This window comes from Thauera linaloolentis 47Lol = DSM 12138 (assembly GCF_000310205.1).
Classification (GTDB): domain Bacteria; phylum Pseudomonadota; class Gammaproteobacteria; order Burkholderiales; family Rhodocyclaceae; genus Thauera; species Thauera linaloolentis.
In genome coordinates this window covers 1-25,369 of the sequence record NZ_AMXE01000037.1, presented here as the reverse complement: position 1 = coordinate 25,369, position 25,369 = coordinate 1, and the positions used below count along the sequence as shown (strand labels likewise).

The 25,369-nt window shown below is 66.2% G+C and carries 23 protein-coding genes and 1 riboswitch; of the genes, 13 read left to right on the top strand and 10 right to left on the bottom strand.

Annotated elements, in window-relative coordinates; translation table 11 throughout:
* Positions 1–65 precede the first annotated feature (65 nt).
* The 5 genes from C666_RS10945 to C666_RS10925 all read left to right on the top strand — a co-directional run bounded on the left by C666_RS10945 (position 66) and on the right by C666_RS10925 (position 5,298).
* Entirely contained in the window at positions 66–1,037 is a 972-nt protein-coding gene (locus tag C666_RS10945; RefSeq protein ID WP_004338433.1) for a chemotaxis protein, read from the top strand.
* A gap of 9 nt (positions 1,038–1,046) precedes the next feature.
* On the top strand, positions 1,047–2,006 hold the full coding sequence (locus tag C666_RS10940) for a chemotaxis protein (RefSeq protein ID WP_004338431.1): 960 nt from the start codon (positions 1,047–1,049) through the stop codon (positions 2,004–2,006).
* A 33-nt stretch (positions 2,007–2,039) separates the two neighbouring features.
* A complete protein-coding gene (gene cheY / locus C666_RS10935) occupies positions 2,040–2,435 on the top strand; it encodes a chemotaxis response regulator CheY (protein WP_004338429.1) in 396 nt (131 codons plus the stop codon).
* Between the two features lie 33 nt (positions 2,436–2,468).
* Positions 2,469–3,329, top strand: a complete 861-nt coding sequence (cheZ, locus tag C666_RS10930; RefSeq protein ID WP_004338427.1) for a protein phosphatase CheZ — start codon at positions 2,469–2,471, stop codon at positions 3,327–3,329.
* Positions 3,330–3,408: 79 nt separating this feature from the next.
* The gene (locus tag C666_RS10925; protein WP_081593430.1) at positions 3,409–5,298 is read left to right on the top strand and encodes a chemotaxis protein CheA; all 1,890 of its coding nucleotides are present in this window, start codon (positions 3,409–3,411) and stop codon (positions 5,296–5,298) included.
* Between the two features lie 117 nt (positions 5,299–5,415).
* Here the strand turns inward: C666_RS10925 and tal are convergent, their stop codons facing one another.
* The 4 genes from tal to xseA all read right to left on the bottom strand — a co-directional run bounded on the left by tal (position 5,416) and on the right by xseA (position 9,667).
* The gene (gene tal / locus C666_RS10920; RefSeq protein ID WP_004338423.1) at positions 5,416–6,495 is read right to left on the bottom strand and encodes a transaldolase; all 1,080 of its coding nucleotides are present in this window, start codon (positions 6,493–6,495) and stop codon (positions 5,416–5,418) included.
* Positions 6,496–6,623: 128 nt separating this feature from the next.
* Complete coding sequence (locus C666_RS10915) at positions 6,624–7,454, bottom strand: pseudouridine synthase (RefSeq protein WP_004338421.1); 831 nt, start codon at positions 7,452–7,454, stop codon at positions 6,624–6,626.
* Positions 7,455–7,568: 114 nt separating this feature from the next.
* Positions 7,569–8,153, bottom strand: a complete 585-nt coding sequence (locus tag C666_RS10910; protein ID WP_004338420.1) for a superoxide dismutase — start codon at positions 8,151–8,153, stop codon at positions 7,569–7,571.
* A gap of 182 nt (positions 8,154–8,335) precedes the next feature.
* The gene (gene xseA, locus C666_RS10905; RefSeq protein WP_004338418.1) at positions 8,336–9,667 is read right to left on the bottom strand and encodes an exodeoxyribonuclease VII large subunit; all 1,332 of its coding nucleotides are present in this window, start codon (positions 9,665–9,667) and stop codon (positions 8,336–8,338) included.
* Between the two features lie 423 nt (positions 9,668–10,090).
* Here xseA and C666_RS10900 point away from each other — a divergent pair, with 423 nt between their 5' ends.
* The 7 genes from C666_RS10900 (at position 10,091) to C666_RS10870 (ending at position 15,182) form a co-directional block, all read left to right on the top strand.
* Positions 10,091–10,699 carry a MotA/TolQ/ExbB proton channel family protein gene (locus C666_RS10900; protein WP_004338415.1) on the top strand — a complete coding sequence of 203 codons (609 nt, stop codon included), beginning with the start codon at positions 10,091–10,093 and terminating at the stop codon, positions 10,697–10,699.
* Positions 10,700–10,709: 10 nt separating this feature from the next.
* On the top strand, positions 10,710–11,132 hold the full coding sequence (locus tag C666_RS10895) for an ExbD/TolR family protein (RefSeq protein ID WP_004338413.1): 423 nt from the start codon (positions 10,710–10,712) through the stop codon (positions 11,130–11,132).
* A 21-nt stretch (positions 11,133–11,153) separates the two neighbouring features.
* Positions 11,154–12,152, top strand: coding sequence for a tetraacyldisaccharide 4'-kinase (gene lpxK, locus C666_RS10890; RefSeq protein WP_004338411.1), 999 nt, complete (start codon positions 11,154–11,156; stop codon positions 12,150–12,152).
* Positions 12,133–12,324 carry a Trm112 family protein gene (locus tag C666_RS10885; protein ID WP_004338409.1) on the top strand — a complete coding sequence of 64 codons (192 nt, stop codon included), beginning with the start codon at positions 12,133–12,135 and terminating at the stop codon, positions 12,322–12,324. The genes lpxK and C666_RS10885 overlap by 20 nt, the downstream gene beginning before the upstream one ends.
* 5 nt (positions 12,325–12,329) lie before the next feature.
* On the top strand, positions 12,330–13,103 hold the full coding sequence (kdsB, locus tag C666_RS10880) for a 3-deoxy-manno-octulosonate cytidylyltransferase (RefSeq protein ID WP_211206742.1): 774 nt from the start codon (positions 12,330–12,332) through the stop codon (positions 13,101–13,103).
* A gap of 85 nt (positions 13,104–13,188) precedes the next feature.
* Entirely contained in the window at positions 13,189–13,842 is a 654-nt protein-coding gene (gene adk / locus C666_RS10875) for an adenylate kinase (protein WP_004338403.1), read from the top strand.
* 83 nt (positions 13,843–13,925) lie between these two features.
* Complete coding sequence (locus C666_RS10870) at positions 13,926–15,182, top strand: 6-phosphofructokinase (protein ID WP_004338401.1); 1,257 nt, start codon at positions 13,926–13,928, stop codon at positions 15,180–15,182.
* Between the two features lie 28 nt (positions 15,183–15,210).
* Here the strand turns inward: C666_RS10870 and C666_RS10865 are convergent, their stop codons facing one another.
* A complete protein-coding gene (locus C666_RS10865) occupies positions 15,211–17,826 on the bottom strand; it encodes a glycosyltransferase (protein WP_004338399.1) in 2,616 nt (871 codons plus the stop codon).
* A 281-nt stretch (positions 17,827–18,107) separates the two neighbouring features.
* On the opposite strand from C666_RS10865, the gene C666_RS19800 reads away from it, so the two are divergent.
* On the top strand, positions 18,108–18,554 hold the full coding sequence (locus tag C666_RS19800) for a hypothetical protein (RefSeq protein WP_028792505.1): 447 nt from the start codon (positions 18,108–18,110) through the stop codon (positions 18,552–18,554).
* Here C666_RS19800 and C666_RS10855 read toward each other — a convergent pair.
* From C666_RS10855 to C666_RS20805, 5 genes are all read right to left on the bottom strand, one after another.
* Entirely contained in the window at positions 18,444–20,066 is a 1,623-nt protein-coding gene (locus tag C666_RS10855; RefSeq protein ID WP_004338396.1) for a glycoside hydrolase family 17 protein, read from the bottom strand. The genes C666_RS19800 and C666_RS10855 overlap by 111 nt on opposite strands.
* A gap of 215 nt (positions 20,067–20,281) precedes the next feature.
* The gene (gcvP, locus tag C666_RS10850) at positions 20,282–23,176 is read right to left on the bottom strand and encodes an aminomethyl-transferring glycine dehydrogenase (protein ID WP_004338395.1); all 2,895 of its coding nucleotides are present in this window, start codon (positions 23,174–23,176) and stop codon (positions 20,282–20,284) included.
* Positions 23,177–23,206: 30 nt separating this feature from the next.
* Positions 23,207–23,593 (bottom strand): glycine cleavage system protein GcvH, encoded by a 387-nt coding sequence (gene gcvH, locus C666_RS10845; RefSeq protein ID WP_004338394.1) that lies wholly within the window; start codon positions 23,591–23,593, stop codon positions 23,207–23,209.
* A 76-nt stretch (positions 23,594–23,669) separates the two neighbouring features.
* Positions 23,670–24,761: a glycine cleavage system aminomethyltransferase GcvT gene (gcvT, locus tag C666_RS10840; RefSeq protein WP_028792506.1), complete on the bottom strand. Its 1,092-nt coding sequence runs from the start codon at positions 24,759–24,761 to the stop codon at positions 23,670–23,672.
* Between the two features lie 208 nt (positions 24,762–24,969).
* Positions 24,970–25,058: riboswitch (glycine riboswitch) on the bottom strand.
* A 79-nt stretch (positions 25,059–25,137) separates the two neighbouring features.
* Positions 25,138–25,369 (bottom strand): hypothetical protein (locus tag C666_RS20805; RefSeq protein WP_211206741.1); only part of this gene is annotated, 232 nt, incomplete at its 5' end.

Genomic DNA, 25,369 nt, shown 5'->3' with positions numbered 1-25,369 from the left:
TGGCCGATATCGAATCCGTACCGTCGCAGATGCGATAACCGACTCTTGCCCCAGGTGGGGGAAACATGTCCGACCTTCTAAAGAACATCGATGCACGCACCCGGCTTGCAGGCACGAACAAGCTCGAGATCCTGCTGTTCACCCTTGGCGTGGATGCACGCACCGGGCGGCGCGAAACCTTCGGCATAAACGTGTTCAAGGTGCGAGAGGTGATGCGTACGCCGAGCATCACCGCCGCCCCCGAGATGCCCGCCTCGGTCGAGGGCATGGTCAGCCTGCGCGGCACGCTGGTGCCGGTGGTCGACCTCGCGCGCTACATCGGCATGAGCGTGGAGACGCCGCGGGAGATCATGATCGTCACCGAGTACAACGGCCATACCCAGGGTTTCCTGGTCGAGGCGGTCGATACGATCCTGCGTCTGGACTGGTCGCAGATGCGGGTGCCGCCCGAAATGCTGACCGCCAACATGGGGGGGCTCGTCACCGCGGTCACCGAATTGCCGGGCGACAAGCTGGTGATGATGCTCGACGTCGAGAAGGTGTTGTCCGAGACCACCCGCTACGACAACGAGTTCATCTTCAAGGACATCGCCGAACTGCCGGACGGCGAGGGCCACGTCGTGTATTTCGCCGACGACTCTTCCGTGGCGCGGCGCCAGATCCAGCAGACGCTGGAAGCCATGGGCGTGCGCTACGTCGCCGCGGTGAATGGCCGCCAGGCCTGGGAAGAGCTGAAGCGCGCCGCCGCGCACGCGGAGGCGACCGGGCGCAAGGTCAGCGATCTGGTCAGCCTGGTGCTGACCGACGTCGAGATGCCCGAGATGGACGGCTACATCCTGACCAAGCAGATCAAGTCGGACCGCCGCTTCGCCGGCATCCCGGTGATCATGCACTCTTCGCTGTCGGGCAATTCCAACCAGCAGCTGGGGTTGTCCGTCGGGGTGGATGAATACGTACCCAAGTTCGAGCCGCAACGCCTTGCGCAAACGCTTACCCGCTTGCTGCTGGACGGCCCCGCGCCGCAGGCGCAGGACTGAGGAACCATCATGCTGAAACTTGACCGGGAAGAATCCGCGCTGCTCGACTCGATTGACAGCCGTACCCAGCTCGCAGGCTCCAACAGCATGGAGATCCTGCTGTTTTCGCTCGGGACGACCGAGAATTTCGGCATCAACGTGTTCAAGGTGCGCGAAGTCTCCAAAACGCCCTTCATCACACGCACGCCCAACATGCCGTCCGGGGTCGAGGGGTTGATCTCCCTGCGCGGCAACGTCATTCCGGTGCTGTCGCTCGCGAGCATCCTCGGCATCGCCCCGCCGGGCTCGCAGAAGGAGGACGCGATGATGGTCACCGAGTACAGCAAGCGCACGCTCGGTTTTCTGGTCGAGGAAGTGGACCGCATCATTCGCGTCGATTGGGAAAAGGTGCGCACGCCGGAGAACGTGTCGGGCGGCAGCCATGCCTACATCACCGCGATCACCGAACTGCCGGACGGGCGGCTGGTGTCGATTCTCGACGTGGAAAGCATCCTGGCGAACACTTTCGGCGATGCGATCGTCGGCAACATCAGCCCGCTCGGCAACGGACACGAGGTGAACGTCTTCTTCGTCGATGATTCGGCCGTGGCGAGGCGCAAGATCACCGAAGTGCTGGACAAGCTCGGGGTGCGCCACAAGTATGCCCAGAACGGCCTCGAGGCGTGGACGCGCCTGGTCAGCATCGCCGATCACGCCGAGCACACCGGACGCTCCGTGGCGGAAGAAATCGACCTCATCATGGTCGATGCCGAGATGCCCGAGATGGACGGCTACGTACTGACGCGCAATATCAAGGCCGACGTCCGGTTCGGCGGAATTCCGGTGGTGATGCATTCATCGCTGTCCTCCGAAGCCAACCGGGCGATGGGCAAGCGGGTGGGGGTGGATTCGTACGTGGCAAAATTCGACGCCGACGTGCTCGCCGAAACCCTCAGGCCGCTGCTGTTGCGCGCGCGCCGGGCTGCGTGAGCGGGCCGCGCAGGAATAAATGGAGAATCTGGAATGTCCGACCCCAAACTCAAATTTCTCGTTGTCGACGATTTCTCGACCATGCGGCGGATCGTCCGCAACCTGCTCAAGGAGCTGGGCTACACCAATGTCGATGAAGCCGAGGATGGCGCGATCGCCTTGCAGAAGCTGACTTCGGGGCAGTTCGACTTCGTCGTCACCGACTGGAACATGCCGAACATGGATGGCCTGACGCTGCTGCAGACGATTCGCCGCACGCCGCAGCTCAAGCACCTGCCGGTGCTGATGATCACGGCCGAGGCCAAGAAGGAGAACATCATCGCCGCGGCCCAGGCCGGCGCGAGCGGCTATGTCGTGAAGCCCTTCACCGCGGTGACGCTGGCTGAAAAGCTGCAGAAGATTTTCGACAAGATGGGACGTCCTGCCTGAGCGCACGAGCACCCGCAAGCACGGAGTCTGGACATGAGTAAAAGGCCGAAATTCGACGAGTCGGGCGACTCGGACGACCTGCAGGCACTGTTCGACAGCATCGCCGCACAGCCGGTGGAGGCATCGCCGCCGCCGCTCGCCGCGCCCGTGACGGGCACGCCGGCGGCCGATGGCGCTGGAGACAGCGATGAGCTTCAGGCGCTGTTCGACGCGGTTTCATCCGAGACAGGCGTCGCGCAGGCCGCGCCGATGATGCCGCGGGCCCAGGCCGCCGTGGCAACGGGGCGCGATGATCATGCCGTCTTCAACCGCCTCGGGCACATGACGCGGCAGCTCCACGACACCTTGCGCGAGCTGGGGCTGGACGAAAGCCTGCAGGCGGCGGCGCAGGCGGTCCCGGACGCCCGCCAGCGGCTCGATTACATCGCCCAGATGACCGAGCAGGCGGCGAGCCGCGTGCTCAATGCGACCGATATCGCGCGCCCCATGCAGGAACGCATGCAACAGGGCTCGGCCGCGCTGCGCGCCCGCTGGGACGGCGTTTTCGCAGGCAGGGTGTCGCCCGACGAGTTTCGTGCGCTGAGTGTCGAGACGCGTGATTTCCTCGGCCAGGCCGAGGCCGACAGCCGCGCGGTCGGCACGCAGTTGATGGACATCATGATGGCGCAGGACTTCCAGGACCTCACCGGGCAAGTCATCAAGCGCGTTCTCCAGACCGCCAGGGAACTCGAGACCCAGTTGCTGGAAGTGCTGATCGAGACGGCGCCGCCCGCGGTAAAGGTGGAGTGCGCCAGCAGCCTGATGAATGGACCGATCATCGACGGCAAGTCGGGCGACAACGTCGTGACGAGCCAGGAGCAGGTCGACGACCTGCTCGAGAGCCTGGGCTTCTGAGCCGGGCATGCCTGTCGGCGGGGTGGCATGGCCAAGGTGGCCGGGGCACCCGCAATGGAAAGGGTGGAGCTAGAAAGCCATGAGTGATTTCACGGGAATGGAAGACCTGCTGCAGGATTTCCTCATCGAAGCGGGGGACCTGCTGTCCGGGGTGGACAACAAGCTGGTCGATCTGGAGCGTTCGCCCGATGATCGCGGCCTGCTCAACGACATCTTCCGCGGCTTCCATACGATCAAGGGCGGGGCGGGATTCCTGAACGCGGCTGAACTGGTCACGTTGTGCCACCTGACCGAGAACCTGTTCGACAAGCTGCGCAACGGCGAACTGTCGATCACGCCCGAGGCCATGGACATGATCCTGGCCGCCACCTCCGCCGTGCGCGAGATGTTCGGCTTCCTCGAAAGCGGCACCCAGCCGCCGCCTGCCGATCCGGGCCTGATCGCCGGCCTGAAGGCCACGCTCGCGGGCGAGCCGGCCGCCGCGGCACCTGCCGAAGGGGTCGGCCTGCCGAGGCCGGGCGAGCCGGACTGGGAGTTGCTTTACACCGCGGTGGCAGGCCGGCCGGCGGCAGCGGTGCCGGCCGCAGGCGAGGCACCGGGCGTGGCCGAGGCCGGCGTGCCGGCCCTTTCCGCGTCCGCGCCTGTTTCGCCCGAGGCGGTCATCAAGGCCGCAGTCGGGCGCCGTGCGACCGACGTGCCCGGGGTCAGCGGGCCGGTTGGCCGGCGCGACAGCGAACGCCAGCGCGACAATTCGATCCGCGTCGATACCGCCCGCCTCGACCAGGTGCTGAATCTCTCGGGCGAGATCGGCCTGACCAAGAACCGGCTCAATGCCTTGCGCAGCGACATCCTCAGCGGGCGCAACGATTCCGAGACGCTGCATGCCCTCGATCTCGCGGTGAGCCAGCTCGACCTGCTCGTCTCCGACCTGCAGAACGCGGTCATGAAGACCCGCATGCAGCCGATCGGGCGCCTGTTCCAGAAATACCCGCGCATCGCGCGCGACCTCGCCCGCAACCTCGGCAAGGATGTCGAGCTCGTCCTCGTCGGCGAGGAGACCGAGATCGACAAGACGATGATCGAGGATCTCTCCGACCCCATCATCCACCTGATCCGCAACGCGGTGGACCACGGCGTGGAGGACCGCGCCGGGCGCATCGCGGCGGGCAAGCCGGAAAAATCCATCGTCCGCCTCGAAGCGCGCCAGGAGGGCGACCACATCGTCATCCTCGTCGCCGACGACGGCCGCGGCATGGACGCCGAGCGGCTGCGCAACAAGGCGCTCGCCAAGGGCCTCATCACGGATGAGGAGGCCAGCACCATGGACGAGCGCCAGAGCTACAACCTGATCTTCCTTCCCGGCTTCTCGATGGCGGAGCAGGTGTCGGACGTGTCGGGGCGTGGCGTGGGCATGGACGTGGTGCGGACCAACATCCAGAAGCTCAACGGCGCGATCGAGATCCGTTCGCAGCAGGGCAAGGGCACGACCCTGATCATCAGCCTGCCGCTGACGCTCGCCATCCTGCCGGTGCTGCTGGTGCGCCTGGGTGATCAGCCCTTTGCCGTGCCGCTGTCGATGGTGCGCGAGATCCTGCCGATCGATCCGTCCGTCATCCAGGACGTCGGCGGCAAGGCGACCATGGTCGTGCGCGGCGAGGTGCTGCAGATCCTGCCCTTGTCCTCGCTGCTCGGCTGGCCGCAGGAGCGCGTGCCGCAGTACGGTGTGCTGATGCAGGCGGCCGAGCTGTCCTTCATCCTTGCCATCGACAGTTTCGCCGGCCGCGAAGACGCGGTGATCAAGTCGCTCGACGACTTCCGCCCGAAGGGCGTTGCCGGGGTGACCACATTGTCGAATGGCCAGATCGTGCTCATTCTCGACATGAAGGAACTGCTCGGTTCCGCCGGCGACCATCGCGGCGTGCCGCGTTCGGCGCTGATGCGCAAGGCGGAGGTGCCCGCACTGGCCTGAGCGGCGTGGCGGCTCGATGAAGCCGGCCTTTCGCGCCCGGAGCGCGCAAGGCTGGCTTCCGCAGATTCCTCCTGTCCCGTCGTTTCCAGGGCAGCGGGTTGCTGCGCGTGCTCAGGCTCAGGCGGTGAGTTCGAGCAGCGCGGAGAACGACTGCTCGAACTGCCGCAGCCCTTCATGCTGCAGGCGCTCGCCGGCCTGGTTCAGGTCGATGCCGTGGTGTTCCAGCGCGGCGTACTGTGCCGCTGCCTCCTCGATGCCCTGGCGCAGCGTATCGGCGGCGACCTTGCCGTGGTCGCGCAGTGCGTCCAGGGTGGCGTCGGGCAGCGTATTGACGGTTTCGGCGCCGATCAGGGGCTCGACATAGAGCAGGTCGCTGTAGGCGGGGTTCTTGGTGCCCGTGCTTGCCCAGAGCATCAGCTGCGGCCGTGCGCCGAGTGCGCGCAGCGCGGCGAAGTCGGGGCCGTGGAAGCGCTCGCGGTAGCGCAGATAGGCGAGCTTGGCGGTCGAAACAGCGGTCTTTCCGCGCAGGGCCAGCGCCGCGCCGCCGAGTTCATCGAGCTGCTTGTCGATCAGGGTGTCGACCCGCGACAGGAACAGGCTCGCCACCGACATGATGCGGGCCACGTCGCCGCCGGCGTCCCGCAGGCGTTCGAGGCCGCGCAGGTAGGCCTGGGCGACGGCATCCACGTGGGCGAGGGAGAACATCAGCGTGACGTTGACGCTGACCCCGGCGCCGATCAGTTGCTCGATGGCATCGATTCCGGCAGGCGTGGCCGGCACCTTGATCAGCAGGTTGGGGCGATCCGCTGCGGCCTTCAGGCGGAGGCCCGCTGCGAGTGTGCCGGCGGCATCGTGCGCAAGTTCGGGCGAAACCTCCAGGCTGACGTAGCCGGCAGCGCCGGCGCTGTCGCGATACAGCGGCGACAGCAGGTCGCAGGCGCGCTGCACGTCCGGAATCACCAGGGCTTCGTAGCGTGCTTCGGCACTGATCGGCTGCTGCTTCAGGGCTGCCAGATCGTTCTCGTAATAGCGTCCGTCCGCGATCGCCTTGTGGAAGATCGCCGGGTTGGTGGTGATGCCGGCGACACCGTCGTCGGCGACGAAGCGCGCGAGTTGCCCGTCGTTGAGCAGCGTGCGGGAGAGATTGTCGAGCCAGATCTGCTGGCCGTGCTGGCGTACCTGGAGCAGCGGATTCATCGATATACCCGGATGTGCATGAGTGGTCGGAAGCGCCGGTGCCCGGCCTGCGAGGAGGGTAGCGGCGAAAGTCCGATTGTGCCCTGAAATCGCCGCCTGGGGTTGGACTGGAAGGCCGCGCCGGGTGCTCAGTCCAGCAGGCTGTCATGCCAGCCCAGGGCCTCGATCACCTCGCGGAAATCTTCGCCGGGGCGGGCCTGCAGTGCCAGCGGGGCGCCGGTGACGGGATGCTTCAGGCCGAGGCGGGTGCAGGCCAGCAGCAGGCGCCGGCAGCCGAAGAGCTGCTGGAAAAGGCGGTTGTGACGCCCCTTGCCGTAGGTGGCGTCGCCGATGATCGGATGCGAGATGTGTTTCAGGTGGCGGCGCAACTGGTGCCGCCGGCCGGTTTCGGGAAACAGTTCGACGAGCGCGTAACGGCTGGTGGGGTAGCGATCGACGGCATGCGGCAGTTCGGCGGTCGCCAGCCGGCGAAAGCGCGTCAGCGCCGCCAGGGCGGTTTCGGCGCCTGGCGGGCCGGCGAGCCAGGTGTCGCGATCCAGATCCTCTTCGCTGTCCTCGTCCTGGCCTTCGCGGCTGTCCCGCGACAATGGGTCGCGCCGGCCGGTACCGTGTCCGAGGCTGAGTTCGATCGGATCGAGCCGGCGCACGAGCGGGTGGTCGATGATGCCGCTCTCGGGCGGATGTCCGCGCACGATGGCGACGTAGCGCTTGTCGACGGTGCGCGCTTCGAACTGCCTGCCGAGTGCGGCGGCGATGTTCCGCTCCAGCGCGAACAGCAGGATGCCCGATGTGCCGCGGTCGAGCCGGTGCGCGGGATGGACGCGCTGGCCGATCTGGTCGCGCAGCAACTGTACGGCGAAGCGTTCCTCTTGCGCGGCGATGGGGCTGCGGTGCACGAGCAGCCCGGCAGGCTTGTCGATGGCAATGAGCCATTCGTCGCGGTAGAGGATGTCGAGCATGGGGGCGGGCGGATGTGCGGGCTGGGGGGTGCAACGGAGCAGGAAAAAAGAAAGCGACCACGGCGGGTCGCTTTCTCGCGTCTGCCTTGCCCGGCCGGGGCCGGGCGGGGCGCATCAGGCGAAGTTCTGCGCGGCGAAGTCCCAGTTGGCCAGCTTGTCGAGGAAGGTGGCGACGAAGTCCGGGCGGCGGTTGCGGTAGTCGATGTAATAGGCGTGTTCCCATACGTCGATACAGAGCAGCGCCTTGTCGCCGGTGGTCAGCGGGGTGCCGGCGGCGCCCATGTTGATGATGTCGACCGAACCGTCAGCCTTCTTGACCAGCCAGGTCCAACCCGAACCGAAGTTGCCGACGGCCGAAGCCTGGAAAGCCTTCTTGAAGTCTTCGAAGGAGCCCCACTTGGCCTTGATGGCATCAGCCAGCGCGCCGGTCGGCTCGCCGCCGCCGTTGGGCTTCATGCTGCTCCAGAAGAAAGTGTGGTTCCAGACCTGGGCGGAGTTGTTGTACACGCCACCAGCGGGCGCCTTCTTGATGATGGCTTCGAGTTCGAGGTTCTCGTACTCGGTGCCCTTGATCAGGTTGTTCAGGTTGGTGACGTAGGCCTGATGGTGCTTGGCGTAATGGAATTCCAGCGTCTCGGCCGAAATGTGCGGAGCCAGGGCGTCCTTGGCGTACGGCAGGGCGGGCAGGGTGTGTTCCATGCGTGTCTCTCCTTGTTGCAGGGGTTCGTAATTCGTGAGTAAAGCCCGACGATTCTAGTCAGGATTGGCGTTTGGTGACAATCCTCGCAGCCGACATCATAGGCGCACGACCGAGTACCTGTCAGCCGTCTGCAGGCGGCTTTCTGCATCCTGGCGGGCGGAGTGCCACGGGTCTGCCGGAATCAGCCTTCCTGTCCGGTCACGCGTGTGTGCAGCGTGCCGTCAGCCAACTGGACATCGATTGTCATTCCAGTCTGGGCTTCGTCGACCGAACGCAGGATACGGCCCTGTGCGTCGCGGGCAATGGCGTAGCCACGTGCGAGCACCGATGTTGGACAGAGGTGCTGCAGGTGGGCCTCGAGGGCTTCGATCCGCGCCTGGTGCTGCCGGAGGCTGGCCTTGGCGGCCTGCTGCAGTTGCCGGGCGAGCCGGTCGCAGCGTGCGCGTGCCGCGGGCAGATCCGGCCGGAGACGGGCCATGCGGATGTCGAGCGCGGCATGGCGGAAGCGGGCCTGCTCCAGGCGGTGCTGCATGGCGCGTTGCAGCCTGCCGGCGTTGGCGCCGATTTCGGCGCTGGCCTGGCGCAGGCGTTCGCGCGGATGGATGAGGCGCAGCGAAGCCCGGTCCAGGCGCTGGGCAAGGGCGTCGAGCCGGCGCACGACGCTCCGGTCGAGCCGCGGACCGAGCGCGGCGATCTCCTGGTGTGCGGCATGCCAGCCCGCGCTGGCCAGTTCCGCGGCGCCGGTCGGCGTCGGGGCGCGGAGATCGGCGGCAAAGTCGGCGATGGTGAAGTCCGTCTCGTGTCCGATGCCGCTCACGACGGGTAGCGGACAGGCGCGCAGCGCGCGCGCGAGGCGCTCGTCGTTGAATGGCCACAGATCTTCCAGGCTGCCTCCGCCGCGAACCAGCAGCAGCACGTCGACGCCATCTTGCGCCGCGCGTCTGCCGGCCGTCGTCACCGCTTCGGCCAGGTGAAGCGCAGCGTCCACACCCTGTACCGGCGTGGGGTAGAGCACGACCGGAAGGTGTGGCGCGCGCCTGCCCAGCGTCGCCAACACGTCATGCAGCGCGGCGGCGGCGGGAGAGGTGACAAGCCCGATTCCGCGCGGGAAGCGGGGCGGTGTGCGTTTTGTCCCGGCATCGAACAAGCCTTCGGCCGCCAGCCTGTCCTTGAGGCGGTTGAAGGCTTCGAACAGGTTGCCGACGCCGGCGGGGCGGACGCTTTCTATATTGAGCTGGTAGTCGCCGCGCGCCTCGTACAGCGTGGCCAGGGCGCGAACCTCCACCCGCATGCCGTTCTCGGGGCGGAACGGGAGCAGTTGCGCACGGTTGCGCCACATGGCGCAGCGTACCTGCGCATTGGCGTCCTTGAGGGTGAAATAGAGATGGCCGGAGGCTGCGCGGGTGAGATTGGATATCTCGCCGCCGACCCACATCAGGGGCAGTGCGGATTCCAGTGCTTCGCGCGCGAGCCGGTTGAGGGCGGATACGGTAAGTATCGGAGCGGACAGCATTCCATTCATGCGAAGTGCATCGTTGGCGATGGGGTGAAAGGAAAGAACGTGCGCGGATTGTAACGGAATCCACAGCTTCGATGCGCTGTCAAGCGGCTTGACGCAAGTCCTTGATCTGCAAGGGTTGTGTTTTCAAGTATTTGTTTTTATTGATAAATGTATGTTGCACAATTTTTCATCGGAGTGTCTGAAGGCTTGTGGCGATGGGGTTTCGGGCCGACTTCCAGAAAGAACCCACAAACTTATCCACAGCTTTTGTGGATTGCTTGCCGGTGCGCGGCCCCAGGTCGACAAAATGGCGCCGGCGGCATGCCTGGCGATATGTCGGATGGTGTTGATTCCGCATTTCATCGCGCATGCCGCTTGTCGCGGCGGGCTCGCCGGCGCTAAAGTTCCGCCTTTGCAGACAGGAGAGCCGGCAGCGTGTTCGCGATCATCCAGGAAGTGGGCTGGCCAATCTGGCCGTTGATTCTGGCTTCGGTCGTGGCGCTTGCGCTGATCATCGAGCGTTCGGTGAGTTTGCGGCGTTCGCGCGTGGTGCCGGCGGGGCTGCTCCAGAACGTGCTCGACGACTTGCGCAAGCAAGGCGTGTCGGAGGCGATGGTCGAGCGCGTCAGCGTCCATTCCCCCCTTGGCCGCGTACTGGCTGCGGGCCTGCGCAACGTCAGCAGCCCGCGGGAGATCATGAAGGAGTCGATCGAGGAAACCGGGCGGGCGGTCGCGCACGAGCTGGAGCGCTTCCTCACCACGCTGGGCACCATCGCCGCGGTCAGCCCGCTGCTGGGGCTGTTCGGCACCATCATCGGCATGATCGACATCTTCGCGTCGCAGGGCGTCAATGGCGCCAACCCGGCGCAGCTCGCGCAAGGCATCTCGATCGCGCTGTATACGACCGGACTCGGGCTGATCATCGCCATTCCGTCGATGATCTTCTGGCGCCATTTCCGCGCCCTCATCGACAGCTTCGTCATCGACATGGAGCAGCAGGCGGTGAAGCTCGTCGAAGTGGCGCACGGCGAGCGCCGAGACTGAGGCGCGAGGCATGAACTTCCGCCGCGGCAGCCGCAACGAAGAGCCCGAGATCAACCTGATCCCGCTGATCGACGTCGTGCTCGTCATCATCATCTTCCTGATGCTGACGACGACCTTCTCCAAGGTGTCGGGGCTCGAGATCAACCTGCCGTCGGCCGAGGCGGACGGCATGGAGTCGGTGCCCAACGAGATCCTCGTCGCCGTGACCGCCACTGGCGAAGTGCTGGTCAACCGCCAGCCGGTCGCGGAACCCAGCGTCGAATCGTTGGCCGCCGCGCTGGGCAAGGCGGCGCCGGCTGCTGCCGGAGAGCCGGTGATCGTCATCAATGCCGATGCCAAGGCTGCGCACCAGAACGTCATCGACGTGATGCAGGCGGCCCAGCGTGCGGGTTTCAGCCACGTGACCTTCGCCACCCAGGCGCCGGCGCAGTGAGCCGCTGAGGGCGCGCGGACGATGGCGGCCCAGGCTCCGGCCTTCTGGCGCAGGCGCGGCCTGCCGGCCTGGCTGCTGCAGCCGCTGTCGTGGCTGTTCGGCGCGCTGGCGCGGCGCCGCCGCCGGCGGACACGGCCGGAGAGGCTGCCGGTGCCGGTGATCGTCGTCGGCAACATCGCCGTCGGCGGCAGTGGCAAGACCCCGGTGGTGCAATGGCTGGTGCTGCGGCTGAGGGCGGCGGGCTATCGCCCCGGCGTCGTCAGCCGCGGGCATGGCGGCCGGGTCGAAGGCGTGGCCGAGGTGCCCGCCGATGGCGACCCCGCCGTTCATGGTGACGAACCCGTACTGCTCGCCGGTACCTGCGCTTGTCCCGTGGTCGTCGGCCGCGACCGGCCGGCGGCGGCGCGCGAGCTGCTGCGCCTGCATCCCGCATGCGATGTGATCGTGGCCGACGACGGCATGCAGCATTATCGCCTCGGGCGCGACGTCGAGATCGTCGTGCTCGATCCGGCGACGCTGGGCAATGGCCTGCTGCTGCCGGCCGGCCCCCTGCGCGAGCCCCTGGCGCGGCTGGCCGAGGTCGATGCCGTGATTGCCCATGGTGGGCTGTCGCCGGCGCTGCGGGCGGCGATCGGCGGCGTTCCGGTTTTCCCGATGCATCTGCAGGGCAGCGCGCTGCGTGCGCTGAGGGATCCCGCCCGTACGCTGGCACTGGAGGCGCTGCGCGGGTGCCGTGTGCATGCGCTTGCCGGCATCGGCCGCCCGCAGCGCTTCTTCGATCAGCTCGAGGCCGCGGGGTTGGTGGTGCTGCGCCACCCGTTTCCCGACCATCATGATTTCTCGCCATCGGATCTCGTCTTCGCCGAGCCCGCGCCTATCCTGATGACGGCCAAGGATGCGGTAAAATGCAAGGCTTTCGCGCCTGATGATTGCTGGGAGTTCCCGGTCGAGGCGCAGATCGGTTCGGGAGCCGCCGAACGCATCCTGGAGAAACTGAAGAATGGACGCACGCCTGCTTGAAATCCTCGTCTGCCCGCTGTGCAAGGGCCCGCTGGACTACCTGAAGGACAAGCAGGAGCTCGTGTGCAAGGGCGACCGGCTTGCATTCCCGATCCGCGACGGCATTCCGGTGATGCTGGACGAGGAGGCGCGCACGATGAGTGCCGAGGACGTCGAGGCCTTGCGCGCGTGAGCGGCATGGCGACGCCGTTCCGCATCGTCATTCCGGCGCGCTACGCATCGACCCGGCTGCCGGGCAAGCCGCTGGCGGACATCTACGGCAAGCCGATGATCGTGCGCGTGCTGGAGCGGGTACGGGCGGCCGGCGCGCTGGAGATTTGCGTCGCGACCGATCACGAAGGCGTCCGTGATGCGGTGCTCGCCGCGGGCGGCGACGTGGTGATGACACGCGCCGATCATCCGAGCGGCACCGACCGCCTGGCCGAGGTCGCGATGCTGCGCGGCTGGGGCGAGGAGGACATCGTCGTCAACGTGCAGGGCGACGAGCCCTTGATCGAGCCGGCCGTCGTCGCCGCGGTGGCCGGCACGCTGGCGGGGGATGCGGAGTCGGCGATCGCCACGGCGGCGCATGCGCTGGGCGGGGCGGACGAAGCCTTCAATCCCAACGTCGTCAAGGTGGTGTGCGATGCGGCCGGGCGCGCGCTCTATTTTTCGCGTGCCCCGATTCCTTGGGCGCGCGACGCTTTCGCCGAGAGGCGCGATGCGCTGCCCGCGGGGCTGCCCATGCTGCGCCATGTCGGGCTTTATGCCTACCGGGTCGGCTTCCTGCGCCGCTATGCCGGTCTGGCGCCGTCGCCGATCGAGCAGTGGGAGGCGCTGGAGCAGTTGCGTGCGCTGTGGCACGGCCATCGCATCCGGGTGCTCGAGCTGGCGGCTGCGCCGCCCGCCGGCGTCGATACGCCCGAGGATCTGGCGCGCGTGAGGCAGTCGTTTCGCATCGAAGGGGTTTGACCACCGGCTCCGTGTCGGTTAATTTCGCAAGGTTTCGTATAAACAAGCGGCCATATTTCACGGCCGATATTCATCGGGAGGGTGTATGCGACTGATTCTGTTGGGGCCGCCGGGAGCGGGCAAGGGTACGCAGGCCAACTTCATCAAGGAGAAGTTCGGCATTCCGCAGATATCGACCGGCGACATGCTTCGCGCGGCGGTCAAGGCCGGTACCCCGCTCGGCATCGAGGCCAAGAAGGTGATGGATGCCGGCGGCCTGGTGTCGGACGACATCATCATCGGCCTGGTCAAGGATCGCCTGCAGCAGGACGACTGTCAGGCGGGCTACATGTTCGACGGCTTCCCGCGCACCATTCCGCAGGCCGATGCGATGAAGGATGCCGGCGTGCCGATCGATTTCGTGCTGGAAATCGACGTTCCCGACAGCGAGATCGTCGAGCGCATGAGCGGGCGCCGCGCCCACCTGGCGTCGGGCCGCACCTACCACGTCAAGTACAACCCGCCGAAGGTCGAGGGCAAGGACGACGTCACCGGTGAAGACCTGGTGCAGCGCGACGACGACAAGGAAGAAACGGTCAAGAAGCGCCTCGACGTCTACCATGCCCAGACCAAGCCGCTGGTCGAGTACTACAGCAAGTGGGCGGCTTCGGGCGAGGCCGGGGCGCCGAAGGTGCGCAAGATCGAAGGCCTGGGCGCGGTGGCGGAAATCACCGCGCGCGCATTCGATGCGCTGAAGTAAGCACCGGGTCCGTATCCGCGCGGCCGGCTCCTTCGACGGAGCCGGCCGTTTTGTTTTCATGCTGCATGCCGGTTTTCCCCCACATGGCGCAATCGAACCTGCTCTATGCCCACTCCGGCGGTGTCACCGCCGTCATCAATGCCTCGGCCAGTGCCGCCATCGGTGCCGCCCGGGGCCGGCCGGAACGGATCGGAAAGGTCTTCGCCGCCCACCGCGGCATTCTCGGCGTGCTCGCCGAGGACCTCATCGATACCGCCTGTTTCGATGAAGCCGCCCTGTACCGGCTGTCGCTGCGCCCGGGCGGGGTGTTCGGTTCGTGCCGTTTCGATCTGCCGTCGGATGACGGCGGGCGCGTGATGGACAGGTTGTTCGAGGTCTTTGCCGCGCATGGCATCGGATACTTCGTCTACAACGGCGGCAATGGCTCGATGGATGCGGTGGGGCGGCTGGGCGATGCGGCACGCGAGCGGGGCTATCCGCTGCTGTGCGTCGGCGTGCCGAAGACCGTCGACAACGATATCGTCGGCACCGACTGCTGCCCCGGTTTCGGCTCGGCGGCGAAGTTCCTCGCGACTTCGATGCTCGAGGCCGGGCTGGACATCCGTTCGATGGTGGGCAAACGGGGCAGCGTGTTCGTGATGGAGGTCATGGGGCGCAACACCGGCTGGCTGGCGGCGGCGACCGCGCTTGCCGCCGGCGGCGATCCCGATGCCGCGCCGCATGTCGTGCTGGTGCCGGAGGCGCCGTTCGACGAGGAGGCTTTCCTGGCGGAGGTCCGGCGCATCACCGAGCGCCTGGGGTATTGCGCGATCACGGTCGCCGAGGGCATCCGTCGCCCCGATGGCGGCCTGATCATGGAAAAGTCGCGCGATCCGTGCGGCTACATCCAGCTGGGCGGAGCGGGTTCGGCCATTGCGCGCATGATCCACGAACGTCTGGGCTACAAGCATCATTGGGCGATCCCGGATTACCTGCAGCGTGCGGCCGGGCACTGGCTGTCGGCCACCGATCACGAGCAGGCGATGGCGGTCGGACGGGCGGCCGTCGAGTTGGCGCTCGATGGGCACGGCGGCTGCTTTCCGGCCATCAGGCGGATCGGCGATGCGCCTTACCGCTGGGAGATCGGCATCGAGGACGCGGCGGGGATTGCGAACCTCGAGCGCGCCTTGCCGGCGGCATTCGTGCGTGCCGACGGCCTGCACGTCACCGCGGCGGCGTGCGACTACATCCGGCCGTTGATCGAGGGTGAGGTTGCGCAGGCCACCGCCGGCGGCCTGCCCGACTATGGGAGGTTTGCCTTGCCCTTCGTCACGCGCCGGCTGCCGGCCTGGGAGGGGTGAGCGCCGCCCCTCGAGACGGCGCCGGTGTTCAGGCGTTGGCGGGCAGGGCGTCGTGCTTGCCGTCCCCGACCGGGCGCTCGGGCATGTAGGCGGCGATCTGGCACAGGATCGCGGCGACGTAGGGGATGCACTGCAGGCACAGGATGCCGACCCATAGCTGTGTCTCCAGGTTGTCGGCGCCGCGCTGGGCGACCAGCGTCACTGCGCCGAGCAGCAGGGCGACCAGCAGGCCGATTTCCTCGCGGATCGGGTTGAAGAAGGCAAGCGCACCGCCGCCGCGCCAGCCCTTTGGCGTGACGACGAACACGCCCTTCTTCTTGACCAGGCCGGCGAATACGCCGCGGGCGATGGCATGCGCCAGCCCGACGGACAGGATCGAGGCGCCGAGGATGTCCTTCCATGGGCAGTCCATGGTACGGCGGTACAGAATGGGGCCGAGCGCGGCCTTGAAGGCCATGAAGCCGAGGATGGGCAATGCCAGCGCCGTCACCGGCAGGCCGAACGCCTTCGGGAACAGCAGGATGCCCAGTGTCCACAGCAGGCTGCCGAAGGCGAACACGAGCTGCAGCGCATCGCCCAGCCAGGCGAACCAGCCGGTCAGGAAGTGGTAGCGCTGCGCCAGATTCAGGTTGCTGCGGCCGATCATGTGCGGCAGGTGGGCTTTCAGGATCTGCATCGCGCCGAAGGCCCAGCGGAAGCGCTGGCTCTTGATCGCGGCGAAGCCGGACGGCGTCAGGCCGCGGCCGAGGATGTGGTCCACGTAGCGGGTGTCGTAGCCCTTCTCGATCAGGCGCAGGCCGAGTTCGGTATCCTCGCAGATGCACCATTCGGACCAGCCGCCGACCTCTTCGAGCGCGAGGCGGCGAACCAGGGTCATGGTGCCGTGCTGGATCAGCGCATTGCGCTCGTTGCGGTGGTGCATGCCGATCCGGAAGAAACCGTCGAACTCCCAGTTGCACATGCGCTTGAAGGGCTGGCCTTCCCAGTCGCGGTGGGCCTGCGGGGCCTGCACGACGGCCACGTCGGGCTTGTCGAAGTGCGGGATCAGGCTTGCCAGCCAGTCCGGATCGACGACGTAGTCGGCATCGACGACGCCGACGACTTCGGCGCGCGGGTCGGTGACCTTGAGGCCGTAGTTCAGCGCGCCGGCCTTGAAGCCGGGCCAGTTGGCGAGATGGAAGAAGCGGAAGCGCGGGCCGAGTTCGGCACAGCGTTTTTCCAGCGGTTTCCAGAGCGCTTCGTCGCGGGTATTGTTGTCGAGGATCAGGACCTCGAAGTTCTGGTAGTTCAGCTTCGCCAGACTGTCGATGGTGGCGATGACCATCTCGGGCGGCTCGTTGTAACAAGCCAGGTGCACGGAAACGAAAGGCTGCTCGTCCGGGGCGTGCGGCGGCAGCGGCATGAAGCGGCGCTGCCATTTTTTCTTGAACAGCATCTCGCCGAACTCGAAGCCGTGCGACAGCAGCACGGCCGCGGTCAGGATGGTGGCGCCGATGAGCAGGCCGAGGCCGACGAGGTCGCGCTGCGTAAGGTAGTACTCGACGGGGACGTTGAGGCCGACGATCAGGGTGGAGACGCAGGCCTGGATGAGGCTTGCGAGGAAGACCCTGCCGGCGACGTTCCAGTCGGACAGGAAGAAGGCGACCAGGAACATCGGCAGGAAGGCGAGCGCCGCGGCGTTGAGTGCCTTCTTCGACCAGTGCGGATCGCGTTCGACGATGCCGTCGAGGGCGAACTTTTGCTCGCGGTCGGCGTTGTACATGCCCCAGTACGGGCCCGCCCAGCCTTCGACGTCCACCTTCCATGGCTGGTCGATCGCTTCCATCAGGAAGTAGTCGATGCGTGCCGTGCGGGGGTGGGCAAGGAATTCACGGATGAAGCGCGCTTCGTTGTCGAGCGAAGGGATGGCCGCGCCGAGGGTCGGCCCCTTGCTCGGCCAGCCGATTTCGCCAACCACGATCTTCTTGCGCGGGAAGGTTTTGGCCAGTTCGTCGTAGCGCTCGAAGGCATACTCGACGGCGGCCTCGACCGGCACGCCCTCGTGGTAGGGCAGCAGGTGAACGGTGATGTAATCGACGTGTTCGACCAGTTCCGGATAGCGCAGCCACACGTGCCAGGGCTCGGCGGTCGAAATCGGCTTGCGCACGGCCTTGCGCACACGGTCGAGGTAGACGATGACGTCCTCGGGTTTGAGGTCGCCACGCAGGATGGACTCGTTGCCGACCATCAGGCGCTCGATGTGGCGCATCTTGCGCGCTGCCTCGATCAGCGCATCGATTTCACGGTCGTTCTTCTCCTGGTCGGGGTCCAGCCAGGCGCCGGCGGTGACGTTCATGTCGCGCTCGCCCGCAAGTGTCAGCAGCTCCGGCATGTCGGTGGTGCCGTAGGTGCGCAGGCCGTCCGAGGTGCGCGCGAGCAGGTCGAGATCGGCGGCGAGGTCTTCCCGTGTCGGATAGCTGCCTTTGAGCGGGCTTTGGTCGCGTTGGAAGCCGTTGTAGGCGAAGCCCTTGATGCTCTGGTTGGTGCCGATGAATTCGGCGCCGCGGTTGAATTGCTGCCAGATCCAGTACTGGAGGAACGCGACCCCCGCGGCGATGGCGAGCGCGATCGCGATGCGGTAGAGGAGCGAGGCGGCTTGTTTCATGTCGAGTCCTGAATGGCGTACCGGTACGTACGGTGCCGAAAAACGGTGAAGCATGTTGCCTGGTTGCGAAAAGCCGTGATGCGCTGATCGGCTGGCGGCGTCTGCCGCATTGCGCAAATTCCTTCGGCGGGTTCCGTGTGACACAATCGGACACTTTGCCGCAAGCGATCAGTGCCGGCATTTTATGCACGATTTCAGCCGCTTACGAGCCACATTCGGTGCCAATTTGCAACACTGCGTGATGCCGTTGGCGAAGGGCTGATTTACAAGGAAAAGGCGGGATGGGGCGAAATAATTTGGGCAAATATGGTGTCGCAGCAATGCTGTTCTCGGCGCTGCTGGTGCTGGGAGGTGCTTATGCGGTGCGCTACGGCTTGCTGGAGAACGGCGTGTTGCCGCGCGATTGCAGCCTGCCCGAGGCGCAGGGCGGGCTGTGCGTGTTCAAGACCGTGCTGGTACAGAGTTTCGTGCATCAGCGCATGGGTTGGTTCAGCCTTGCCTGCGGTGTGCTGGCCTTCGTCCTCGGGGGCAGGAGGTTCGCCTGGGCGGGTTGGCTGAGCGGGTTGGCCGGGCTCGTGTTCTACAGCTACGACCCGGCTGCGGTAGGTGCGTTGTTGTCACTCCTGGTGCTGGCGCGCCCGCGTCAGGGGCGCGAGGAGGGGCGGAAGGGCGAGGGCGAGGCCGGTGGCCAGCCAGGCGATGGCCTGGGGGTTCGCCGGCTCGGGTAGCCAGCGGCCGATCACCGACAGCGCGATGAGCGCCGCGCAGATGCGTTCGGCACGGCCGTGCGCCGCATGTGTCCAGCCCGCTATGCCGAGCAGTGCGGCTGGACCCAGGTAGAGCAGGGTGGGGAAGTCGCGGTAGCGGGCGTCGGCGAACAGCAGCAGGGCGGCGATGGCGGTTGCGAACAGCAGCAAGCCGCGCAGCAGCCCGAGGGCCTGGGCCGGGCCGAAGCTCCGGGGGGTGTTGCGCGACGCCAGCCATGCGCGCTCGGCCGATGGAATAGGGGTGCCGCGCCATGCGGCGAACGCCGCACTCAGCAGGATGCCGAGCAGGGCGACGCCGCCGAGCACCGACCATTCGAACGCGTCGCGATAGGCGACCTGCGCGTGTTCGGCGTGGAGCACCGCAATCAGGCCGGTCGTGGCGCCCAGGGCGACGAGTGCCGCCCGGCGCAGGATGCCGCCCCATGTGCAACCCAGGCCGAGCAGCAGGCCGGCTGCCGCACCCACGGCCATGCCGGCCATGGCCCGGCCCAGGCCGGAACGCTCTGCCACGGGGCCCGCGAGCGGAAATTTCGGCGCCAGCGTCGATGCGTCCAGCATGCCCCAGAAGCCGCCCACCGTGCCTTCGAGCTGGCGCTTCCAGGGTTGGTCGATGGCTTCGATGAGGTTGTAGTCCCAGCCGTGCGCCTGCGCCTGGTGGACGAATTCTCTTACATAACGTGCCTGGTTGACCTGCGATGGCCGAGAGGCTTCGCGCTGCCGTCCCTGGCTGGGCCAGCCGGTTTCGCCGATCAGGATGTCCTTGCCGGCGAAATACTCGCCGACGTGCTCGCGGGTCGCGGCAACGTGCTCGAGGGCGCGTTCGATGTCCACAGGTTCGTCTTCCCAGAAGGGCAGGATATGGACAGTGACGAAATCGACTTCCTGCGCGAGGCTGTCGTGCCGCGTCCAGAATTCCCATACATCGGCATAGGTGACCGCGACCCGGGCGCGCGATTTCGCCTCGCGGATCAGGGTGCGCATTTCGTCTTCGGTGCGCTCGCGGCGCAGCAGGACTTCGTTGCCGACGATCAGGGCGCGGACGACGTCGGTGTTGGCGTTGGCGAGTTCGATGGCGCGGCCCAGCTCCGCCGCGCTTTTCTCCCGGTCATAGCCGATCCACGCGCCGAGCAGGACCTCGATGCCATGTTCGCGGGCAATGGCCGGAACCTGGTCGAGCCCCTGGTCGACCGAATACAGCCGCACGCAGTCGGTGATCCTGGCCAGGGCCTTGAGGTCGGCGTCGATCTGCTCGCGGGAAATGCGCAGTGCCGGGTCGAATGGCGTCTGCCCCGGGTGGTGATAGGGTGCATAGGAGACGCATTTCAGCTTCTCGCCGTCAGCCAGGTGGAGGTCGTGCATCTCCACCGGCCGGGTTTGCCAGCCGATCCAGGCGAGCAGGCCGGCGAGCAGGGACAGGTGGCTGAGCAGCAGGGCGAGCCAGAGTGTTTTGCGTTCCGGGTGGGGTGTCGGCATGATCGGGTGGATTCGGAGGAGGAAGGGGCGCTTGTTGCGGTGCGTCGATGCGTGCGGGAGCGGGCGGCAGGGCGTCAGGCAAGACCCCGACGCCCTGCCGCTGCGCGGGACGGGGTTTCCCTGAGGAGGTGTTTGCCTTGCAGCGGCCCGGCAGCAAAAAAGAAGCCACGCCCTTGGGCGTGGCTTCTGTCCGAAGCGGCTGGATTCTACCGGACTCAGGCTTCGTAGTCGCCGACCGGCACGCAGGCGCAGAACAGGTTGCGGTCGCCATAGACGTCATCGATGCGATTGACGCTGGGCCAGAACTTGTTTTCTGCCACCCAGGGCAGCGGGAACACGGCCTGCTCGCGTGAGTAGGGATGCGACCATTCGCCGATGAAGTCGGCCTGCGTGTGTGGTGAGTTCTTCAGCGGGTTGTCGGCCGCCGGCCAGGTGCCCGTTTCGATCTGGCGGATTTCTTCGCGGATCGCGATCATCGCCGCGGCGAAGCGATCCAGTTCGTCGAGATCCTCGGATTCGGTCGGTTCAACCATGATGGTGCCAGCTACCGGGAAGGACATCGTCGGTGCGTGGAAACCGTAGTCCATCAGGCGCTTGGCGATGTCGACCTCGGTGACGCCGGTCGCGGCCTTGATCGGGCGGATGTCGAGAATGCATTCGTGGGCGACGCGGCCCTGGCTGCCAGTGTAGAGCACGGGGTAGTGGTCCTTCAGGCGCGCAGCGAGGTAGTTGGCGTTGAGGATCGCCACTTCGGTCGCACGCTTCAGGCCGTCGCCGCCCATCATCGTGATGTACATCCACGAGATAGGCAGGATGCTGGCCGAACCGAAGGGCGCGGCCGATACCGCGCCTTGCCCCCGGTTGGGCCGGTCGGGGCCGCCGGTTGGCTGCACGACGTGATCGGCGGTGAAGGGCGCGAGGTGCGCCGCCAGTGCGATCGGCCCCATGCCCGGCCCGCCGCCGCCGTGCGGGATGCAGAAGGTCTTGTGCAGGTTCAGGTGGGTGACGTCGGCACCGATCGCGGCTGGCGAGGTCAGCCCGACCTGGGCGTTGAGATTGGCGCCGTCCATGTACACCTGTCCGCCATGGGCATGCACGACCGCGCAGATCTCGCGGATCGATTCTTCGAACACGCCATGGGTGGAGGGGTAGGTGATCATCAGCGCGGCGAGGTTCGCGGCGTGCTTCCCGGCCTTCGCCTTCAAGTCGGCGACATCGACGTTGCCGTCGTCGTCACAATCGACGACGACGACCTGCATGCCGCACATCTGGGCGGTGGCAGGGTTGGTGCCGTGCGCGGATCGAGGAATCAGGCAGACGGTGCGCTGCGTCTCGCCGCGGCTGGCGTGGTAGCGCGCAATCGTCACCAGTCCGGTGTATTCGCCCTGGGCGCCGGAGTTGGGCTGCATGCAGACCGCCGGGAAGCCGGTGATCGCGCGCAGGTAGGCGGACAGCCCTTCGATCATTTCGAGATGGCCGGCAGCCTGCTCGCGTGGGGCGAAGGGGTGCAGGTCGGCGAACTCGGGCCAGGTGACCGGGATCATCTCGCTGGTGGCATTGAGCTTCATCGTGCACGAGCCGAGCGAGATCATCGAATGGTCGAGCGCGAGGTCGCGATTCTGCAGCTTTTTCAGGTAGCGCAGCATCTCGTGTTCGGTGTGGTGCGTGTTGAACACCGGATGCGGCAGGATTGCGTCGCCGCGCAGCAGTGCAGAAGGAAGGCTGCCCCCGGTCTTCGCCGCGTGTGCATCGAGCGCATCGATGTCGGCCATGATGCCGAAGCAGCCCAGTACCGCGGCGATGTCCTCGCGGGTGGTGGTTTCATCCACCGCAAGGCCGATACGGGTGGCTGAGATCTTGCGAAGGTTGTAGCCGGCTGCCGCAGCCGACTCGATGATCGCCGTGGTGTGCGACCCGGTTTCGGCCTCGATCGTGTCGAAGAAGGCCTTGCTGCCAGTGTCGAAGCCCGCGCCCCGCAGGCCCGCAGCGAGCACGGCGGCGAGGCGGTGGATGCGCGCGGCGATGGTCCGCAGGCCTTGTGGGCCGTGATATACGGCGTAGAAGCCGGCCATGTTGGCGAGCAGCACCTGCGAGGTGCAGATGTTGGAGTTCGCCTTCTCGCGGCGGATGTGCTGTTCGCGCGTCTGCAGGGCCATGCGCAGCGCAGTCTTGCCGCGTGCGTCCTTGGACACGCCGATGATGCGGCCCGGCATGGCGCGCACATGGGATTCGCGCGTGGCGAAAAAGGCGGCATGCGGGCCGCCGAAGCCTATCGGCACGCCGAAGCGCTGAGCCGAGCCGAGCGCGATGTCGGCGCCCATCGCGCCGGGACTCTTCAGCAGCACCAGCGCCATCAGGTCCGTGGCAACGGCGACGACGGCGCCTTTGGCTCTTGCCGCGGCGATGGTCTCGCTCAGGTCCGCGGCCTCGCCGCGCACGTTCGGGTACTGCAGCAGCGCACCAAAGACGTCGTGTGCGGCAGCGTCTTCCGCCTTGCCCTGCACCAGTTCGTAGCCGAAATAATGGGCACGGGTGCGGACGACGTCGATCGTTTGCGGGAAGCAGGCTTCATCGATGAAGAAGGCGTTCGACTTCGATTTCGAAACACGGCGCGCCATGGTCATCGCCTCGGCGGCAGCGGTCGCTTCGTCGAGCAGCGAGGCATTGGCGAGTTCCAGGCCGGTGAGGTCGATCACCATCTGCTGATAGGTGAGCAGCGCTTCGAGGCGGCCCTGCGATATTTCGGCCTGGTAGGGTGTGTAGGCGGTGTACCAGCCCGGATTTTCCATGACGTTGCGCAGGATCACCGCCGGGGTGTGCGTGCCGTAATAGCCCATGCCGATCAAGGATTTCTTGACGACGTTGCGTTTGGCAATCGACTTCAGCCTGGAGAGGGCTTCGTGCTCCGGCACCGCGGCCGCGAGGGGCAGCGGAGATTCGAGACGGATGCCTGCGGGAACGGTCTGCCGCATCAGCGTGTCAAGGTCGTCGATACCGAGGGTCGCGCACATGCGCGCGATTTCGCCGGCATTCGGTCCGATATGGCGATGGATGAATGCATCGCGCTGCTCAAGCCGGGCGAGAGGAGCAGAAAGCAGGGAGTCGGTCATGGTCGGTCGGAAAACTCGGGCGAGGGCGGTTCAGGCCTGGGCGATTTCGGCTGCGTAGCCGGCTGCGTCCATCAGGGTTTCGACATCGGCGGTGCTGGCGGGCTTGAGCTTGAACAGCCAGTTGCCGTAGGCGTCGGCGTTCACGCTTTCGGGTGCATCCACCGCATCCTGGTTGGCGGCGACGATTTCTCCGGCAACCGGCGCATAGATGTCGGACGCGGCTTTGACCGACTCGATCACGGCGCAGGCTTCGCCCGCGTCCACGCTGCGGCCGGCTTCGGGCAGTTCGAGGAAGACGACGTCACCGAGCGCCTCCTGGGCGTGGTCGGTGATGCCGATGGTCAGGCTGCCGTCGTCTTCGATGCGGATCCACTCGTGGGATTGGGTGTATTTCAGGTCGGCGGGGATGTTGCTCATGGTGTTCTCCGGATGAGTCGGGTGATCGATGCCCTCGCGCGCAACTCATGCTTCGGAGGGCGGTGTTCGGGTGGGTTCAGACGAGCGGCTTGCCATTGCGTGCGAAGGGCAGCTTGACGGTACGGGCCTTTAGCCGCTTGCCGCGGATTTCGACTTCGACAATCTCGCCCACTTGTGTTGCGAGGGGAACGCGTACGAAGCCGATGGAGCGCTCGAGTGTGGGCGAAAAGCTGCCACTCGTGGTTTCTCCCTCGCCGGCAGCGGTGAACACTTTCATGTGGGCACGGAGCACACCCTTGTCCTCGAGGATCAGGCCGAGCAGACGTTGGGAGGCGGGTGCCGCCTGCAGCGCAGCGCGGCCGACGAAGTCGCGGCTGTCGTCCTTCAGGTCGATGGTCCAGGACAGGCCGGCGTTCAGCGGCGAGACACTTTCGTCCATGTCCTGCCCGTACAGGTTCATGCCGGCCTCCAGGCGCAGCGTGTCCCGCGCGCCCAGGCCGCAGGGCTTGACGTCCGCTGCTGCGAGGGCATTCCACATGGTTTCGGCGCGGTTTGCGGGCAGGGCGATTTCCAGGCCGTCCTCGCCCGTGTATCCGGTGCGCGCAATCAGCAGGTCGCCGGCGCGAATGGCGCTGAAGGCGGAAGGAATGTCTTGCTCGGCGGCCAATTCGGGCACCGCGGTTCTGGCGCGTTCGATCGCCCCGGGCCCCTGGATCGCGATCATCGCCAGATCGCGTCTGCTGTCGAGCGTCACGTTCGCGCCGGTGGCTGCAATACGTGCCCGAATCCACGCGACATCCTTGTCGGCCGTGCCGGCATTGACGACGAGGCGGTAGTCGCCCGAGTCGAATCGATAGACGATCAAGTCGTCAATGACGCCGCCCCGTTCGTTGAGCATGCAGGAATAGAGGGCTTTTCCTGGCTCACTCAGTTTGGCGACGTCGTTTGCAAGCAGGTGACGCAGAAAACGGGTCGCATCCGGGCCGGTGAGATCAAGCGACAACATGTGCGATACATCGAACATCCCGGCGTCGCGGCGCACTGCGTGATGCTCCTCGATCTGCGACCCATAGTTTACGGGCATGTCCCAGCCGGCAAAGTCGACCATGCGGGCACCAGCGGCGACGTGGGCTGCGTGAAGCGGTGTGTGTCTGGAAGGGGTGCTCATCGATACGGACTCCGGTGACAGGTGAACGAAAAAGGGCGAATCCGGCCATCTCGCCGGATCCGCCCCATCTGTCCCTTGTACCTGAGAGATTTCGTTTCGAGCCATCGCATCGCCGTGCGAATCGTATACATATGGCGAGCGGTCGAACGAGTGCCCCTTCGGTGGGTACGCAGCACCGCCAGGTGCCCGTGCCGCTCTCCAGACTTGCACTTTGCATGCGGTCCTTTTGCCTGAGCGGTTCCGGGGGGTTGCGCCTTCGGCGACTCCGAGTCGGGAGTTCTCTCCCGCATGCCGCGCGGACGATAACACATAGCAGATGGGCCGTGAGCGCATCTTTGCTGCGGGCGCTCCGGTTTCGGATGACTGGCTGGCGGCGTCATGGTGCGTGTGCCGATGGTGCTGATCGGCGTGATGCGCTCAGGCATGAATCCCCTCTTGTTCTTTTCTTTTTGTTATCTATAATGCGCGTCTCTTTCGCGGTGTCTGCCGGACGGGTTGAGTGGTTTGTAGGCACGGCGGGGGGTTTTGAGGCGGGGTTTGGGTTGTTTTCTTCGGTGTTTGTTTTGAAGAAAGTGGTCTGGACGGGTTGACAGGTTGTTTGCTGTTGG